The sequence below is a fragment of the Sedimentibacter sp. MB35-C1 genome, assembly GCF_030913635.1.
Taxonomy (GTDB): domain Bacteria; phylum Bacillota; class Clostridia; order Tissierellales; family Sedimentibacteraceae; genus Sedimentibacter.
On the sequence record NZ_CP133188.1, the window covers coordinates 2,265,806 to 2,283,157 of the forward strand.

General features: G+C 36.0%; 17 protein-coding genes and 1 riboswitch. Of the genes, 14 read left to right on the plus strand and 3 right to left on the minus strand.

Going from position 1 to position 17,352, the window contains the following annotated elements; genetic code table 11:
- Positions 1-48: 48 nt before the first annotated feature.
- On the plus strand, positions 49-1,482 hold the full coding sequence (locus RBQ61_RS10815) for a Na+/H+ antiporter NhaC family protein (protein ID WP_308137333.1): 1,434 nt from the start codon (positions 49-51) through the stop codon (positions 1,480-1,482).
- A 41-nt stretch (positions 1,483-1,523) separates the two neighbouring features.
- Here the strand turns inward: RBQ61_RS10815 and RBQ61_RS10820 are convergent, their stop codons facing one another.
- Entirely contained in the window at positions 1,524-2,021 is a 498-nt protein-coding gene (locus RBQ61_RS10820; protein ID WP_308137334.1) for a ferritin family protein, read from the minus strand.
- 186 nt (positions 2,022-2,207) lie between these two features.
- Here RBQ61_RS10820 and RBQ61_RS10825 point away from each other — a divergent pair, with 186 nt between their 5' ends.
- The 8 genes from RBQ61_RS10825 (at position 2,208) to dprA (ending at position 10,647) form a co-directional block, all read left to right on the plus strand.
- On the plus strand, positions 2,208-3,527 hold the full coding sequence (locus tag RBQ61_RS10825; RefSeq protein ID WP_308137335.1) for a M18 family aminopeptidase: 1,320 nt from the start codon (positions 2,208-2,210) through the stop codon (positions 3,525-3,527).
- Positions 3,528-3,579: 52 nt separating this feature from the next.
- Positions 3,580-3,682: riboswitch (TPP riboswitch) on the plus strand.
- 53 nt (positions 3,683-3,735) lie between these two features.
- A complete protein-coding gene (gene cytX / locus RBQ61_RS10830; protein WP_308137336.1) occupies positions 3,736-4,914 on the plus strand; it encodes a putative hydroxymethylpyrimidine transporter CytX in 1,179 nt (392 codons plus the stop codon).
- Positions 4,915-4,928: 14 nt separating this feature from the next.
- Positions 4,929-5,570 carry an HAD family phosphatase gene (locus RBQ61_RS10835; RefSeq protein ID WP_308137337.1) on the plus strand — a complete coding sequence of 214 codons (642 nt, stop codon included), beginning with the start codon at positions 4,929-4,931 and terminating at the stop codon, positions 5,568-5,570.
- A 53-nt stretch (positions 5,571-5,623) separates the two neighbouring features.
- Positions 5,624-6,454 (plus strand): hydroxyethylthiazole kinase, encoded by an 831-nt coding sequence (thiM, locus tag RBQ61_RS10840; RefSeq protein ID WP_308137338.1) that lies wholly within the window; start codon positions 5,624-5,626, stop codon positions 6,452-6,454.
- On the plus strand, positions 6,438-7,073 hold the full coding sequence (gene thiE / locus RBQ61_RS10845; protein WP_308137339.1) for a thiamine phosphate synthase: 636 nt from the start codon (positions 6,438-6,440) through the stop codon (positions 7,071-7,073). Before thiM ends, thiE begins: the two co-directional genes overlap by 17 nt.
- A 13-nt stretch (positions 7,074-7,086) precedes the next feature.
- Entirely contained in the window at positions 7,087-7,869 is a 783-nt protein-coding gene (thiD, locus tag RBQ61_RS10850; RefSeq protein WP_308137340.1) for a bifunctional hydroxymethylpyrimidine kinase/phosphomethylpyrimidine kinase, read from the plus strand.
- 146 nt (positions 7,870-8,015) lie between these two features.
- A complete protein-coding gene (locus RBQ61_RS10855; protein WP_308137341.1) occupies positions 8,016-9,542 on the plus strand; it encodes a YifB family Mg chelatase-like AAA ATPase in 1,527 nt (508 codons plus the stop codon).
- A 1-nt stretch (position 9,543) separates the two neighbouring features.
- Entirely contained in the window at positions 9,544-10,647 is a 1,104-nt protein-coding gene (dprA, locus tag RBQ61_RS10860) for a DNA-processing protein DprA (protein ID WP_308137342.1), read from the plus strand.
- Between the two features lie 32 nt (positions 10,648-10,679).
- On the opposite strand, the gene RBQ61_RS10865 is transcribed toward dprA, so the two are convergent.
- The gene (locus RBQ61_RS10865) at positions 10,680-11,162 is read right to left on the minus strand and encodes a metal-dependent transcriptional regulator (protein WP_308137343.1); all 483 of its coding nucleotides are present in this window, start codon (positions 11,160-11,162) and stop codon (positions 10,680-10,682) included.
- A 175-nt stretch (positions 11,163-11,337) separates the two neighbouring features.
- Positions 11,338-11,682, minus strand: coding sequence for a carboxymuconolactone decarboxylase family protein (locus tag RBQ61_RS10870; RefSeq protein ID WP_308137344.1), 345 nt, complete (start codon positions 11,680-11,682; stop codon positions 11,338-11,340).
- A gap of 210 nt (positions 11,683-11,892) precedes the next feature.
- On the opposite strand from RBQ61_RS10870, the gene topA reads away from it, so the two are divergent.
- The 5 genes from topA to frr all read left to right on the plus strand — a co-directional run bounded on the left by topA (position 11,893) and on the right by frr (position 17,351).
- Positions 11,893-14,076, plus strand: a complete 2,184-nt coding sequence (topA, locus tag RBQ61_RS10875; RefSeq protein WP_308137345.1) for a type I DNA topoisomerase — start codon at positions 11,893-11,895, stop codon at positions 14,074-14,076.
- A 164-nt stretch (positions 14,077-14,240) separates the two neighbouring features.
- The gene (rpsB, locus tag RBQ61_RS10880; protein ID WP_213924560.1) at positions 14,241-15,002 is read left to right on the plus strand and encodes a 30S ribosomal protein S2; all 762 of its coding nucleotides are present in this window, start codon (positions 14,241-14,243) and stop codon (positions 15,000-15,002) included.
- A gap of 76 nt (positions 15,003-15,078) precedes the next feature.
- Entirely contained in the window at positions 15,079-15,993 is a 915-nt protein-coding gene (gene tsf, locus RBQ61_RS10885; protein WP_308137346.1) for a translation elongation factor Ts, read from the plus strand.
- A gap of 85 nt (positions 15,994-16,078) precedes the next feature.
- Complete coding sequence (gene pyrH / locus RBQ61_RS10890; RefSeq protein WP_308137347.1) at positions 16,079-16,792, plus strand: UMP kinase; 714 nt, start codon at positions 16,079-16,081, stop codon at positions 16,790-16,792.
- A 37-nt stretch (positions 16,793-16,829) separates the two neighbouring features.
- Positions 16,830-17,351: a ribosome recycling factor gene (frr, locus tag RBQ61_RS10895; protein WP_213924713.1), complete on the plus strand. Its 522-nt coding sequence runs from the start codon at positions 16,830-16,832 to the stop codon at positions 17,349-17,351.
- Position 17,352 lies beyond the last annotated feature (1 nt).

Consider the following 17,352-nt stretch of genomic DNA (forward strand, 5'->3'; position numbering starts at 1 on the left):
ATTGCTTTAAGATATCTATGTTCAATATATTATAAAATGGAGGTTATTATGGAATCAAAAAAGAAGTTGGAATTTTACGGAGGCGAATGGATTTCTTTCGTTCCGTTTATGGTTTTTCTGGCATTAATTATTACTACTACGTTCCATTTCGGATCAATATCTGATGGTGCGTTATGGATACCTGCTTTTATGGCAATTGTTGTGGGTTTCTTTTTTGCAAAAAATAAAAAGGAATATTCTAATGCAATCATTGAAGGTATGGCCAGCAAGGAAGCTATAATTCCTGTTGTATGCTGGTTGTTTGCCGGTGTATTTTCTAGAATTTTAAGAGATTCAGGTTTGGCTTTGGGAATAGCAGGAGTAGCGGCAAATATGGGTGTAGGTAGCACTGCATTTGTAATTATAACATTTATTGCATCTGCTGTTTTTGCTTCTGCAACAGGGACCGGATTCGGTACCATAGCAACAGGGATGGGTGTACTATATCCGGCTGCTGTGGCGTTAGGAGCGTATCCTCCTATTGTGGCAGGTGCCATTATTTCAGGAGGAGCATTTGGTGATAATCTTGCTCCGGTTTCTGATACTACAATTTGTTCTGCTACATCGCAGGGCGTTGATGTGCCGGGTGTAGTTCGTTCTCGATTAAAATATGCCTTTACTGCAGGTGCTATAACAATTATCTGTCTTATAGTTTTCGGGGCAAGTAAAGCAACAGCAGGGGCGGCAGCCGGAACGGTTACTTATAATCCAAATACTTTGTATATGTTCATCCCTGTAATTGTAACAATTATGGTAGCTATAAAGACAGGAGATATAATAATAGCTACTGTTGTTGGATCTGTTGTAGGAGTTATAACAGGAGTGGCGGCAGGTTTGTTTGATTTTGTTCAAATAGATGTAGTTGATGCAGTTAGACCTGCTATATTTACCGTATCCGGAACAGGGCTTGATCGTACAATCGGAGGAGTTATACAGACAGGGTTAAGCAGTATGATTCAGGTTATAGTATTAGCTTTGTTGCTTTTCGGTTCAATTTCTATTATGAGAAACGGACATGGAGATGTTAAGCTGTTAAACGCTTTAAATAGAGTAACTGATACAAGAAAAGGTGCGGAATTAACTATATCAGCCATGGTAATTTCACTTTCGGCATTAATGGGATTAAACGCGCCGGCAGTATTGGCTGTAGGTTCTTCATTTGCTAAGCCTTTAGGTGAAAAGCACGGCATAAGTCCTTACAGAGTTGCAAATCTTTTGGATGCTCAGTCCAATACTTTTGTTTACAGTCTTCCATGGACGCCAGCCGTAATTTATACCCTTGGATTTGCAGCTGACAGCAGTGCACCTTTGGCAGCTGTAGATATTGCGCCATATGTATTTTACGGATATGCTATGCTTGTAGTAATGATTGCTTCAATATTCCTTGGAATAGGTCAAAATGATAACATGGGAAAAATTAAGAAGAATAGGGAAACTGCATAAAAACATGACCACCGGTTCATCCGGTGGTCATGTTTTTTTAACTAAAAAGGTGCGAAGCCTTGTTCAGCCCACCAATCTTCCTTCAATATATCGTATTGCTCTGTGAATTGATTAAGATGTACTTTTTCCCAGCCAATCAGTATATCAAACAAGTCTTTACTTTCTTTTGATGAAACCTTTGACTTAGCATTTTCATAAAACTCTATTGAGCTTTTTTCCATCTGAATTCCAATCCCAAAAACTGACATAGCTACTGATGCATTACTTTTGTCTACCTTTTCCCATTTGTATATTTCTGGTGACGGAACTGCAATGCCGGATTCCAGTATGTCATCAATTGTAAAATTATCGCCATTTGATAGCTTACTCCATAGGGTTTTGAGATAATCGGCATGTTTTAGCTCTTCATTTGCCAGCTCTAAAAATGCTTCCTTTGTTCCTGGTGATGTTGCTTGATTTGCGGCCAGCTTATAAAATTCATAGCCTTCTACTTCGTTAAGAACGGCCTGCGATATGATTGATAATTCTTCCTTATACATTTTTTCCTCCTAAATACTTAAGATATTTATGATATACCATATTTATATATATCTTAAACATTAATTTAAAATATACCCAATTTATTTATATAATATAAATTATAAATTTTTGAAGAAGCTTTAATTATAACAAGTTTTGTGATATCATAAAATAAATGATAATTTTAATAATTCAGAGGTGGAAAATTGTATAAGGATATATCGAGAGAAATGATGAATTTCATTAAAAAAAGCCCTAGTGCATTTCATGCTGTTGAAGAAATAAAGAATGAACTTATTTCTAATGGATTTACTGAATTGAGCGAGGGAAAAAAATGGGATATTGAAAAGGAAAAAAAATATTTTGTTACAAGGAATTTATCCTCGATAATAGCTTTTAAGACAGGTGAGGATTTGGAAGAGTACAGCTTTAATATTGTGGCTTCTCACGGTGATTCACCTAACTTTAAAATTAAGGACAACTATAAGATTGAGACAAAAAATAAATACATACAGCTTAATACTGAAAAATATGGAGGAATGATTTACTCGTCTTGGTTTGACAGACCTCTGTCAGCTGCCGGAAGGATTGTAATAAAAAAAGGAAATAGTATTGAATCAAGGCTTGTTAATATAGATAGAGACTTGGTTATTATTCCTAATGTGGCCATACATATTAACAGAGAAATAAATTCTGCCATGAAATACAACGAACAGGTTGATCTTATGCCTTTGTATGGGTCTTCATGCGCTGGAGAATGCGATTTAATGGATATGGTTGCGGAATTTTCGGATGTACAAAAGGACAATATAATCAGTTCGGATTTGTATCTGTATAACCGAATGGAACCCAGCATATGGGGAGGCGGTTATGAATTTTTGTCATCACCGAGGCTTGATAATCTTCAATGTGCATATGCTACACTGAAAGGTTTCATGCAGGGATATAATTCAAAATCCGTAAGCGTTTACTGCTGTTTCGATAATGAGGAAGTAGGAAGTGGAACAAAGCAGGGAGCAGCATCCACATTTCTGCCGGATGTTTTGAAAAGAATTAATTCCAGCTTGGGAAAGGCTGATGAAGAATATTTGTGTGCCCTTGCTTCTTCATTTATGGTATCTGCTGATAATGCACATGCTGTTCACCCGAACCATCCGGAAAAAAGCGATCCTTCAAATGGCGTATATATGAATGAAGGTGTAGTAATTAAGCATAATGCCAATCAGAAATATACAACGGATTCTGTAAGCTGTGCAGTATTCCAATTGTTGTGTGAGAATGCAGGAGTGAAGTACCAGCATTATTCAAACCGCTCTGATATGCCTGGTGGTAGTACACTTGGCAATATAGCTTCGCTGAATGTAAGCATCAACACGGTTGATGTTGGACTTGCTCAGCTGGCAATGCATTCATCCTATGAAACTGCCGGTATTATGGATACGTACAGCATGGTTTGTGTAATGAAAGAATTTTTCAATTCACACATAGAGCAAACTGATATAGGGAAATTGAATATTGTTAAATGATAAAAATATTTTGCAATTAGAGAGTATTAGTATTATAATATAGTAAAATTAATAATCACAAAGCGGGAGCTTAATAATAGGCTGAGAGGAAACTGAAAGTTTCGACCGTACCTGATTTGGATAATGCCAACGTAGGGAACTGTTTATGTAAGTAAATGGGATATACCGCATGTCGGCATATCCCATTTTTAATGAAAGGAATTATATTATGGAAAGTTACAAAACATCAACATTAAGCAATGGATTACTTTGGTTTGGTGCAGCAATATCCATTGCGGAAATTTACACAGGAACACTATTTGTACCACTGGGGTTTGAAAAAGGTTTTATTGCAATAGTAATAGGTCATATAATCGGATGTATACTATTGTATTATTCAGGGATTATAGGGGCGGAAAGCAAAAAATCTTCTATGGAATCCGTAGGATTTTCATTCGGCGTTCAGGGAAGAAAGTTTTTTGCGTTGCTCAATGTGTTACAGTTGGTCGGTTGGACAGCTGTAATGATAATGCAGGGGTCTAAGGCAATGGGAATAATGCTTAACTCTGGTGCAGGAGCCCAATCCGATATAATCTGGAGCTTTATAATCGGAGCAATAATTTTATTATGGGTTGTGATTGGGTATAAAAATTTGGAGAAGATAAACATCTTTACAATAGGTGGATTGTTTATTCTTACTGTACTTTTAGGCTTTACTGTATTCAGTGGTACAGAACAGGCAGAAGTGGCAGGCAGCATGAGTTTCGGTATGGCAATTGAACTTTCAATAGCTATGCCATTGTCATGGCTTCCTTTAATTTCTGACTATACTAAAAATGCCAAGCATCCTAAAGTGGCTGCACGTGCAAGTGTAATTACGTATTTTATAGGAAGTGTATTTATGTACTCAATAGGCCTTGGAGCAGCGTTATATACTGGCGAAAGTGATATTGCTGCGATGATGCTAAAAGTAGGATTCGGGTTAATGGGAGTGCTGATTATTTTATTTTCAACAGTTACAACAACGTTTCTGGATGTATATTCAGCAGGAGTCAGCTTTAATGCTATCAACAGCAAGCTTCCTGAAAAAACAATGGCCATTGCGGCATGTGTATCCGGAACCTTGCTGGCAGTTTTTACGCCGGTTGAACAATATGAAAACTTCTTATATTTAATAGGATCGGTTTTCGCTCCTATGATTTCTATTTTGATAGCTGATTATTTTATATTAAAAAAGGACAACTTGAAAAAATCAGTTGATGTTACTAATTTCATTATATGGGGGATAGGATTTATATTGTATCGTTTATTTTTAAATACTGATACAATTATAGGAAGTACGTTGCCGGTAATGATTCTTTCGGTTATAATGTGTGTAGCTGCAGACAAATTTAATCTTAAAAAATAAGATGGGAGGATTATGTGAAGAAGTTTAAATACTCAATTTTTGATATGGATGGCACATTGCTTGATTCAATGCCTGCTTGGCATAACATAGGAAAGGAGTATTTGTCTTTTCTTAAGATTACGCCTCCGAAAAACCTGAACGAAATTATTGCACCTATGTCTTTGGAAGAATCAGCAGAGTATTTCATAGAAAGGTTTAAAATGAACTTAAGTGTTGAGGAAATAATATCGGGAGTAAAAAGCCTGATAGAAGATAAGTATAGATATGAGCTGAAGTTAAAACCCTATGTCAAAGAATATCTAGAAAAATTAAAAAAAGAAGGCGTGTTCATGTGTGTTGCAACTGCTTCGCCTTTGAAATTAGCAGCTGCAGCGCTTGAGCGAAATGGTGTTTTAAAGTGTTTTTCCTTTATTGTCAGCTGCGATGAGGTGGGGGTTGGGAAAAACAAACCGGATATATATTACCTGGCGGCAAGCAGGTTAAATGCAGATCCGCAGGAAATAGCGGTCTATGAGGATGCTGATTTTGCATTAATAACAGCAAGAGAAGCAGGATTTTATACAGTAGGGGTATATGATGATTGCTTTAGCCATAAAAGAAAGGACATTGAATTAATAAGTCATTCATATATTGAATCATTTAAAGAGGTTATATAGGGTAAAAACTCTGAAAAAATACATGACTTAATTTAAATTCGGAAGGAGATAATATGTTTTCTGAAATTATAGACAATGTAAAAAATAATGTGCCTCTGGTACATAACATTACAAATTATGTTACAGTAAATGACTGTGCTAATATTCTGCTGGCTTGCGGAGGGTCGCCAATAATGGCTGATGATGTTGATGAGGTTGAAGAAATCACTTCAATTTGCAATGCTCTGGTAATAAATATAGGGACGCTTAATTCAAGGACAATAGAAGCTATGATTAAGGCAGGTAAAAAAGCAAATGAAATAAATATACCTGTTATACTTGACCCTGTTGGAGCCGGAGCATCAAAGTTAAGAACTGAGACTACATTCAGGCTGTTAAGAGAAGTTAAAATTTCTGTAATACGAGGCAACATGTCCGAAATCAAGGTTGTCGGAAGCTCAGAATCAAACGGCGCAAGAGGGGTGGATGCAAATGTTGCAGATACTGTAACAGAAAAAAACTTAGATGAAGCGGTTAATTTCATTAAATGCTTATCCGAGAGTTTATCGTCGATTATAGCCGTTACAGGTGCCATAGATATAGTTGCTGATTCGCATAAGGCTTTTGTAATTAAAAATGGACATCCTTCTATGAGTAAAATAACAGGAACAGGTTGTATGCTTACTTCGATAATCGGAGCTTATTGCGGAGCTAACAGGGATAATATGCTTGAAGCATCTGCAGCAGCGGTGTGTGGAATGGGATTGAGCGGGGAAATGGCTTATAGAAAAACGAAGGAAAATGACGGCGGCACATCGTCTCTGAGAATGCATCTAATTGATTATATAGGAAAAATTAATTCTGAAATTTTGGAGGGAGGCGCTAGATTTGAAATTAGAAAGTAGAGATCTACTTCTTTATGCAATAACTGACAGATCTTGGTTGGGAGAAAAAACTCTGCCTCAGGTTGTAGAAGAGGCAATATTGGGTGGAGCTTCATTTATACAACTAAGAGAAAAAAACTTAAGCTATCAGGATTTTTTGAGAGCCGCAATTGAAGTGAAAGTGGTTACAGATAAGTATAAGATTCCGTTTGTAATAAATGACAATGTTGATATTGCTGCAGAATCGGGAGCAGATGGCGTACATATAGGTCAGAGCGACGAGGGGATTAAGTCGGCCAGAGAAAAGCTAGGCAAAGATAAAATAATAGGATTGTCTGCATGTACGGTTGAAGAGGCTGTTATCGCAGAGAAAGCAGGAGCTGATTATTTGGGAGTGGGAACAATTTTCAATACGCTTACAAAATCAGACGAAAGGACGGTTTCTAAAGAAGAACTGAAAAAAATATGTGATACAGTAAAAATACCGGTCGTTGCAATTGGAGGAATATCAACCGATAATTCACTGGAACTTAAAGGTACAGGTATAGAAGGAATATCAGTAATATCTGCTATATTTGCCAAAAATGACATCAAAAATGCAGCCAGGGAATTATTTTTGTTATCACAACAAATAGTTTAGTAAGGAGATAAATATGAAAAAAGTATTAACAATTGCCGGTTCAGATTCAAGTGGAGGAGCAGGGATTCAAGCAGATCTGAAAACAATGTCCAGCCATAAAATATATGGAATGAGCGTAATAACCGCACTAACTGCTCAAAATACAACAGGCGTGCTTGGAGTTTTAGATTCTTCTCCTGAATTTGTAGAATTGCAGATGGATGCAGTTTTTACCGACATAATACCGGATGCCGTAAAAATAGGGATGGTTTCAAACAAAGAGATAATTTCAGCAATTTCTCGAAAACTTATAGAGTACAATGCTCAAAATATTGTCCTTGATCCAGTCATGGTTTCAACCAGCGGCAGCAGGCTGTTTATGGACGATTCAATCGATATGCTGATAAATAAGCTAATGCCGCTTGCAAAGGTTATAACACCTAATATTCATGAAGCCGAAGTGCTTTGCGGATTTGAAGTCGAAAGCAAAGAAGATATGAAAAATGCAGCTCTTAAAATATCTGAAACATATTCTGGCTGTATTTTGATAAAGGGAGGACATTTAGCAGATTGCAGCGATGATTTACTGTACGCTGATGGTGTGTTTACATGGTATGAGCAGTCAAAAATTGACAACCCTAACACTCACGGAACAGGATGCACTCTATCATCAGCAATTGCATGCAATTTGGCAGAAGGATTCAACGTTGAGAAAAGTATTCTAAATGCAAAGGAATATATTACCGGAGCTTTGAAAGCAAACTTGAACTTGGGAAAAGGCAGCGGTCCGTTAAACCACTTTTGGAACAAAAAATAACAATAGGCGCCATGATAAATAAATCAGGGCGCCTATTGCTTTGCAGAGATATGTAATGAATAATAAAATTGTATAAAAATATAGGAAAAATTTGTATAAAATTCTAGAAAATTATGGTATAATACAGAAAAAAGTGTGGAGGTTTTATGCTTTCCAGAATAAAAACCTGTGTTCTGTATGGTCTTGAAGGATATATCATAGATGTAGAAACAGACCTGTCCGGAGGACTGCCTAATTTCAGTATTGTAGGTCTGCCTGACGTATCTATTAAAGAATCGAGAGAAAGAGTCAGAGCTGCATTAAAGAACAGCGGATTTGCTTTTCCTGTAAGCCGTATTACAGTTAATCTTGCGCCGGCAAATTTAAAAAAAGAGGGAAGCCAGATAGATTTACCTATAGCCTTAGGCATATTATCAGCAAGCAAAGTGATAGAAAAGGCAATAGGTGAATCCACATGCATTATTGGAGAGCTTTCTCTTGACGGAAGGATTACTGCTGTCGAAGGTGCTTTGCCCATGGTGATTTCAATGAGGAATAATAATTTTAAGCGCGTTGTCGTACCGGCTGAAAATAAGGATGAATGTGGAGCAATTGACGGGATTGATGTTATTCCGGTCGAGCACATTTCAGATTTGGTTCGTTATCTTAATGGGCATATTGAAATTGAACCATACAAAGTTATATATGAAAACTGCAGAGAACCTGAAACCACTAAAGAAGATTTCTCGGAAATTAAAGGGCAGGCTGCGATGAAAAGGGCAGTAGAAGTTGCTGCTGCCGGGATGCATAACATATTGCTTCTGGGTTCTCCGGGTTCTGGCAAGACAATGATTGCAAGGCGAATTCCCACAATACTTCCCGACCTTACATTTGAAGAGGCGCTGGAGGTTACCAAAATTTACAGCATATCAGGATTACTTAGCAGCAAAAGGCTTATAAGGAACAGGCCGTTTCGCTCTCCTCACCACACTTCGTCGCGGGTCTCTATGGCAGGAGGCGGTTCAAAACCAAGCCCCGGCGAAGTTTCCCTGGCTCACTACGGGGTGCTTTTTCTTGATGAAATTCCTGAATTTCCTAAAAACGTCATTGAGGTATTGAGGCAACCGATGGAGGATGGTGATATTTCAATTTCGAGAGCAAATGGATCATTTACTTTTCCTGCAAAATTTATGATGGCAGCATCGATGAATCCATGTCCCTGCGGATATCTGGGTGATCCTACCCATGAATGCTCATGCAGTCAAGGACAGATAGACAAATATCTCAGTAAGATTTCAGGGCCGCTTTTGAACAGAATAGACATCCAAGTGGAGGTATCACCGGTAAAATATGAGGACTTAAAAGATGAAAGCACGGAAGAATCATCAAGCGAAATAAAGAAGCGAATAGTTAGGGCAAGAGAGATTCAGCAAAAAAGATATGCTGAGTTGGGAATTATTACAAATTCAGAACTCAGCGGCAAATATGTATCAAAGTACTGCAAGATTGGCAGGGAATCAGAGATGCTGCTCAAGGATGCTTTTGAGAAACTTGGACTAAGTGCAAGGGCATACAATAAAATTCTAAAAGTTGCAAGAACAATTGCAGATTTGGATAAATCCCATAATATAGAGACAAAGCACATTGCGGAAGCTATACAATACAGAAGTCTGGATCGCAAATACTGGAGGTAAAATGGAAAGGCTTGATATCAATCAAAAAACCATCGCGTGGCTTAATTCGGCAAAGGGTATATCCAACAGGTCTATAGAGAAGATTCTTGAATATTTTAATAACAGTCCAAATGATTTATGGGATAATTTTGAAAATGAAAAGAATAATCTTTCATTTATAAAGTATGAAGCTATAAATTCATTGTGTAAGATTAAGGCGCATTTTGAAGAAATGTTGCTCATAAAACTTAAAGAACAAAACATAGGAATAGTTACCGTGTATGATAAATATTATCCTGAAAAACTGCGACATATGGACGGCTCACCATATATATTATACTACAAGGGAAGGTTGGATAGAATTAATGATTTGTCAATAGCCGTTGTTGGATCTCGCAAAGCAACAGCTTACGGGAAGTGGGTTACTGAGAAGCTGACCGGTGAATTATCGGAACTTGGAATAAATATTATCAGCGGACTTGCAATAGGCATAGATTCAATAGCACATAGAACATCTTTGAAATCCAACGCTAATACATTTGGGGTTATAGGGTGCGGCATAGATGTAGTTTATCCAAGAATAAATGAGCGTTTATATTTGGAAATCGCAGAAAAAGGGGGAGCTGTACTGACAGAGTATCCATTGGGTATGCAGCCTCTTCCTAATAATTTTCATGCAAGAAACAGGATTATCAGCGGACTTTCAGACGGTGTGCTTGTTATTGAAGCGCGAGAAAAAAGCGGGACTCTTATAACAGCAGGTCACGCCGCAAACCAAGGGCGGGAAATTTTTGCAGTACCCGGAGGAATAGACAGCCTTTACAGCAAAGGAACAAATGCTCTTATTAAGGATGGAGCCAAAATAACAACTTCAATTGATGATATAATTGAAGAAATACCGGAATTGAGAGAGAGAATAAATAAAAAACAAAGCTGCGATAATTGTCTTAGTTTTACAAGTAATGAGATCACAATTATAAACAGCCTGAAATTAGGAGGCAAGACATTAGATGCCCTAAGCGAAGAAACCCAGATAGGTACCGGAGAACTTTTGGGTCTAATTACCTTACTGGAAATGAAAGGTGCTGTTAGACGAGTTTCAGGAAATAAATTTATTATCAACTAACAGAAATTATTTAACGTTGTATTTCATAATTATTATTCTTCAACGTTTCTGTTCTGGATTTTGTATTCGTCATATTTTTTCTTAAATTCCGAGTTATCTTTTATAAATGAAATAAAAGTCTCAAAGCATTTTTCGGTATACTCACTTATAGTATGCTCTATTTTTTCTGTTTCTTTTAAAAGAATTTCGTCAGGTATGCCTATTGCTCTTAAAAAATTTTCTATTGTATTATGTCTTTTCAGCAAAAGTTCTCCCAAGGTTTTTCCTTCTTCTTTCAATATTATTACTCCGTATTTCTCATATTTCAATAAATTTTCTTTTCCTAACCTTTGTACCATTCGTGTGGCTGAAGGCGGGTGAACGTTTAGAGCATCAGATAATTCATTTATTCTTGTAAATCCGGATTTGGAGCTAAGTCTATAAATCATTTCCAGATAATCTTCCATGGAAGCTGTAAGATGGTTTCCATTTTTTTTCATATATTTACTGAATGTATGATAATCTTTATTTCCCATAAATTTCACCTTCTTTGGGGTTATAGCAATTATTAAAGTATATTCCCACGATGCTAAAAAATTACTGAATAGCAATAATTTTAAAATGGATTCATACAAAATATAAGCTTGATGACTTTGTCATCAAGCTGAATTATACTGTGAAGCCAAGGTATAAAATCAAGAATATTACAGTTTATTTTCCCTGGCTATCCATAACTTGCCTGAAAGTAAGCATTGCTCTCATCATTTTTGGAAAACCGCATGTGGGTGCAACCAGCAGTATTGCATGTTCTATTTCATTCTCTCTGCATCCACTATTGAGAGCTTTTAAAATATGAGTTCTGAGAGAATATTCGTTTTGACATTCAGCTGATAATGATACTTTTATAAGCCACCTCGTTTTTTCTTCTAAAGGACCCCCTTTTTCATGAATCAGTTTTCCGAATTTTTCATAAGCCTCATAAATTTCGCGATGATTATCTGTTAAATATTTGAGGTTCTTTTCTATTACATCGTAATTATCAAAATAGTCATTCATTTTTCATAACCATCCTTTATTAATATTGCAAATATTATTACCAAAATCACTGTATAATAAACTGTTAATTAAATATCTACTGATTAATAATAGACAATTTCCAGATGTTCATTATCTATTGACAAATAAAAAAATGTATTATATGGTATTATGGTATAAGTAGTAGAGACTTGCTTAGAATCAATGTGCTAGCGGTATTGGAGGAAATTAATGAATAATTTGTTAATAGTAGAATCGCCTGCAAAGGCAAAAACAATAGGAAAGTTTTTAGGTAAAAATTATACTGTAAAAGCTTCTGTGGGACATATAAGAGATTTGCCTAAAAGTAAGCTTGGAATAGACATAGAACAAAATTTTGAGCCGAATTATATTACAATAAGAGGCAAGGGAGATGTATTAAAGGAATTAAGGAAGGAAGCAAAGAAAGCTGACAAAATCTATTTGGCAACTGACCCTGACCGAGAGGGAGAAGCTATTTCGTGGCATCTGGCTAAAATTTTGAATTTGGATGAAGACGGGGACATAAGAATTGAATTTAATGAAATTACAAAGGATGCAATCAAAAAGGCAAGCAAAAATCCGAGAAAAATAAATTTGGATCTGGTGGATGCTCAGCAGGCAAGACGAGTTCTTGACAGACTTGTGGGATATAATATAAGTCCTCTTTTATGGAAAAAAATCGAAAAAGGTTTAAGCGCCGGAAGGGTGCAGTCTGTTACCTTAAAGCTTATTATAGATAGAGAAAGAGAAATAATGGAATTCGTTCCTGAAGAATATTGGACTCTTGAGCTGGAAGTTAAAAAGCAGCGTAAGAAATTTGGCGCAAAATATGTAGGTGCTTTAAAAAACAACAAAGTCAGCAAAGTAAAAGTTAAAAATCAGGACGAAATGGATGAAATTCTTAACAGTATTAATAAGGAAAAAATAAATGTATTTAAAATAGATAAAACAAAGAGCTATTCCAGACCAAGCGCTCCATTTACAACCAGTAGCCTTCAGCAAGAGGCAAACAGAAGAATAAATTTCACTGCAAAAAAAACAATGATGGTAGCTCAGCAGTTATATGAAGGCATCAATATAAAAGGTGAGGGCAGCATCGGTTTGGTTACGTATATAAGAACCGACTCTTTCAGATTGTCCGATGAGGCGGTAAACAGTTCTAAAGAATATATAACAAAAAATTACGGAGAGAAGTATTATCAACACAGAGTTTATACAAAACCAAAGAAAAACGGAAACAAGGTACAGGATGCTCACGAGGCAATACGCCCGACATCAGTTTTCAGAAATCCTGATAACATAAAGGACAGCCTTTCTACAGACCAATATAAATTGTACAGCCTTATTTGGAAAAGATTTGTTTCATCTCAAATGGTTGATGCACAGTATGATGTTACAAAGATTTTGTTAAATAATAATGAAAACATGTTTGAGGCCAGCGGCAAGACGCTTGTTTTTGACGGTTATAAATCAGTTTATAAATACAATGATGGATCAGAAAGTAAGCTGCTGCCTGAAATGGAGATAAATGAAATATTAGATATTTTGAAAATTAATCCCGAGCAGCATTTTACTCAGCCTCCGGCACGTTACAGCGAAGCAAGCCTGATAAAGGATCTGGAGGAGAGAGGAATCGGAAGACCCAGCACATATGCTCCTATTATTACAACAATAACCGGAAGAGACTATGTAGTAAAGGAAAAAGGGTCACTTCTTCCTACCGACATGGGATTTTTGGTTACTGAAATGATGGAAAAATATTTTTCGAATATTGTAAATGAAAAATTTACGGCTGAGTTGGAAAATAATTTAGATGAAATTGCATCAGGTAAAAAGGAATGGCATGATGTAATAAGCGAATTTTACGGCGGATTTAAAAAGGAACTTGATATTGCTGAAAAGGAAATGGAAGAAATAGAAATCAAGGAAGAGGTAAGCGACGTAAAATGTGAAAAATGCGGAGAATACATGGTTGTTAAAAAGGGTAGGTATGGAAAATTTCTAGCGTGCCCAAACTATCCTGAATGTAAGAATACTAAGCCATTGAAAGAAAAAGAAGCTGCTGAAGAGACTGATGAAGTATGTGAAGTATGCGGATCGATGATGCTTAAAAGAAAAGGGAGGTACGGAGAGTTCCTTGCGTGCTCAAATTATCCCAAGTGTAAAAACACTAAGCCTATTATAAAGACAATTGATGTAAATTGTCCTCTTTGCGGCGGTAAAATTGCAATTAAGTTTTCAAAAGCAGGCAGAAGGTTCTTTGGATGTTCAAATTATCCTGACTGCAAGTATATGTCATGGCTTGAACCTACAAACGAAAAATGCCCGAAATGTGGAGAGATGATGGTTATTAAGGACAGTAAGCCTACATGCATAAATAAAAACTGCATATAATATGTAAAACTGAATAAAATACGCAAAAATAATGTTGCCAAATAAAAAGGGCTGTGTTATACTTAACATAATTACGCACAGATTTAGATTATGCAAGAGTTGTGCCTAATGGTCTTTTGCATGAAATGATAATTCTGGAGGTAAAACAAAAGGAGGAAAAAAATATGTCTATTATAAGCATGAAAAAATTGCTTGAAGCAGGTGTTCACTTTGGTCATCAAACAAGAAGATGGAACCCTAAAATGGCAGAGTACATTTTTACAGAAAGAAATGGAATCTACATTATTGATTTACAGAAAACGAGTGATAAAGTGGATGAAGCTTACAACTTCGTTAAAGAGATGGTTTCAAACGGAGAGGAACTATTATTCGTAGGAACTAAGAAACAAGCTCAAGAGTCAACAAAATTGGAAGCAGCTAGATGCGGTATGCATTTTGTAAGTCAGAGATGGCTTGGAGGTATGCTTACAAACTACCAGACAATCAGGAAAAGAATTGATAAGTTAAATTCATTAAGAGCAATGGAAGCAGATGGAACATTTGATCTATTAACAAAAAAAGAAGTAATTAAGATCAAAAATGAAACTGAAAAACTTGAAAAATTCTTAGGCGGAATTAAAAATATGGATAAACTTCCGGGAGCATTGTTTGTCGTAGATCCTAGAAAGGAAAAAATTGCTGTAGAAGAAGCAAAGAAATTAGGCATTCCGGTTGTAGCCATAGTTGATACAAACTGTGACCCTGATGAGATTGATTATGTAATACCAGGCAATGATGATGCTATAAGAGCAGTAAAATTATTGACTGCTACTATGGCTGATGCTGTACTTGAAGGGAAACAAGGAGTTCAGATGGAAGAAGAACCTGAAGTCGAAGTAACAGAAGAAGAATTGGAAAAAGTTGAAGAAAAATCTGTAGAAGAATAAAAATAATTTATAATAATAAAGTAAGGGGTTAGGAATTTTTTCCTTACGCCTTGCTTTTTAAATTTTGGAGGGAAAAATGGAAATAACAGCTTCAATGGTAAAAGAACTAAGAGAAAAATCCAATGCAGGCATGATGGACTGCAAAAAAGCATTACAAGAAACAGGCGGGGACATAGACAAGGCAATAGATTATTTAAGAGAAAAAGGGCTTTCTAAGGCTTCTAAAAAAGCTGACAGAATTGCTGCTGAAGGCTTAACTACAGCATTAGTTTCAGAATACGGCAAAAAAGGTGTCCTGGTAGAAGTTAACTCAGAAACTGATTTCGTTGCTAAAAACGAAGAATTTAAGAGTTTTGTACAGATGGTGGCTAAGACCGCTCTGGATACTGAACCTGCTGATATTGAAGCTTTAAATGCGGTAAAAGTTGACGGAGGAAAAACTCTTAAGGAAACATTGACTGACAAAATAGCAAAAATAGGCGAAAATATGTCAATCAGAAGATTTGTTATTGAAAAAGTTAATGAAGGCAGAGTTGTTTCTTATATTCATGCTGGCGGAAAAATATCTGTAATAGTAGCGCTTGAATCTGAAGGCGATACGGAAGCTCTTGAAGTTTTAGGAAAAGACCTGGCAATGCAGGTAGCAGCAATGAATCCAAAATACATATCTACAGATGATGTTGATGCGGAATTTATAGCTCATGAAAAAGAAATATTAATAGCACAGGCATTAAACGAAGGAAAACCTCAAAATATAGTTGAAAAAATGGTTGAAGGAAGACTTCATAAAGAACTTAAAGAAGTATGCTTGTTAGAACAGCCTTTTGTTAAAGACGGAGATATAACTGTTAAAAAATATATCGAAAACACTTCAAAGACTATAGGCAAAGCTATAAAAGTAGCAGCTATACAGAGATTTGAAGTTGGAGAAGGTCTTGAAAAGAAATCAGAAAACTTTGCTGAAGAAGTTGCAAAGCAAATGGGTAAATAGTCCTGAGGAAATAGTACAAAATATAATGGAGAACTACTTAGTTCTCCATTAGTCACAAATTAAGTTAAGTCTTCAGGAGGAAGAGATGAACTGCAAATATAAAAGAATAGTATTAAAAATAAGCGGTGAAGCACTATCAGGAAATATTGGACACGGAATAAATAATGAAATAGTTACAAAAATTTCTATGGTCATAAAAAAACTCAATGAAATGGGAGTTGAGGTTGCTGTTGTTGTGGGAGGAGGAAATTTCTGGAGAGGCGCCAGCGCAAAGGAAATGGATAGAACCACATCTGATTATATGGGTATGCTGGGTACAATAATTAACGGATTAGCTTTACAGGATGCTCTTGAAAAAATAGGTGTTGAAACAAGGCTTCAAACTGCCATTGAAATGAGGCAGATAGCTGAACCGTATATAAGAAGAAGAGCAGTAAGACACTTGGAAAAGAAAAGAGTGGTTATTTTTTCGGGAGGTTCAGGCAACCCGTATTTTTCAACAGATACAACAGCAGCGCTGAGAGCGGCTGAAATAAATGCTGAAATAATCCTTCTTGCAAAGAACGGTGTTGACGGTGTATATAGCGATGATCCGAAGAAAAACCCGGATTCAATAAAGTACCATGAATTGAAATACATAGATGTTCTTAATAAGGGCCTTAAGATTATGGATTCGACTGCAACATCATTATGTATGGACAATAAAATTCCTATATTGGTCTTTGGAATCGATTATCCTGAAAATATTGAAAAAATTGTAATGGGAGACGATATAGGAACTATAATAAAGGAGGTATAAGGTGTATAAAGATTTAATCACAAAATCAGAAGAATCAATGAAAAAATCAATCAATTTTCTGAAGGATGAACTTGCGACAATAAGAGCAGGAAAAGCGAACCCAAAATTAGTTGATAAAATTCAAGTGAGCTACTATGGGGTTATGACTCCAATAAATCAAGTGGCAAATATATCTGTACCAGAGCCAAGATTAATAATTATTCAGCCATGGGATTCAAGCTTGGTGAAGGAAGTAGAGAAAGCTATCCTTGCATCTGATCTTGGAATCAATCCTTCAAGCGACGGAAAGCTTATCAGACTGGTTATTCCGCCACTGACAGAAGAAAGAAGAAAAGATTTAATTAAGAAGGTTAAAAAAGAGGCTGAAAATTCTAAAATTGCTGTTAGAAACATAAGAAGAGATGCAAATGAAGAGTTTAAAAAGTTAGAAAAATCAAGTGAAATAACTAAAGATGATCACAAAAAAGCCGAAGAAGAGATGCAGAAATTAACGGATAAATATGTTAAGTTAATAGATGATATTTACAGAGACAAGGAAAAAGAAATATTAGAGGTTTAAT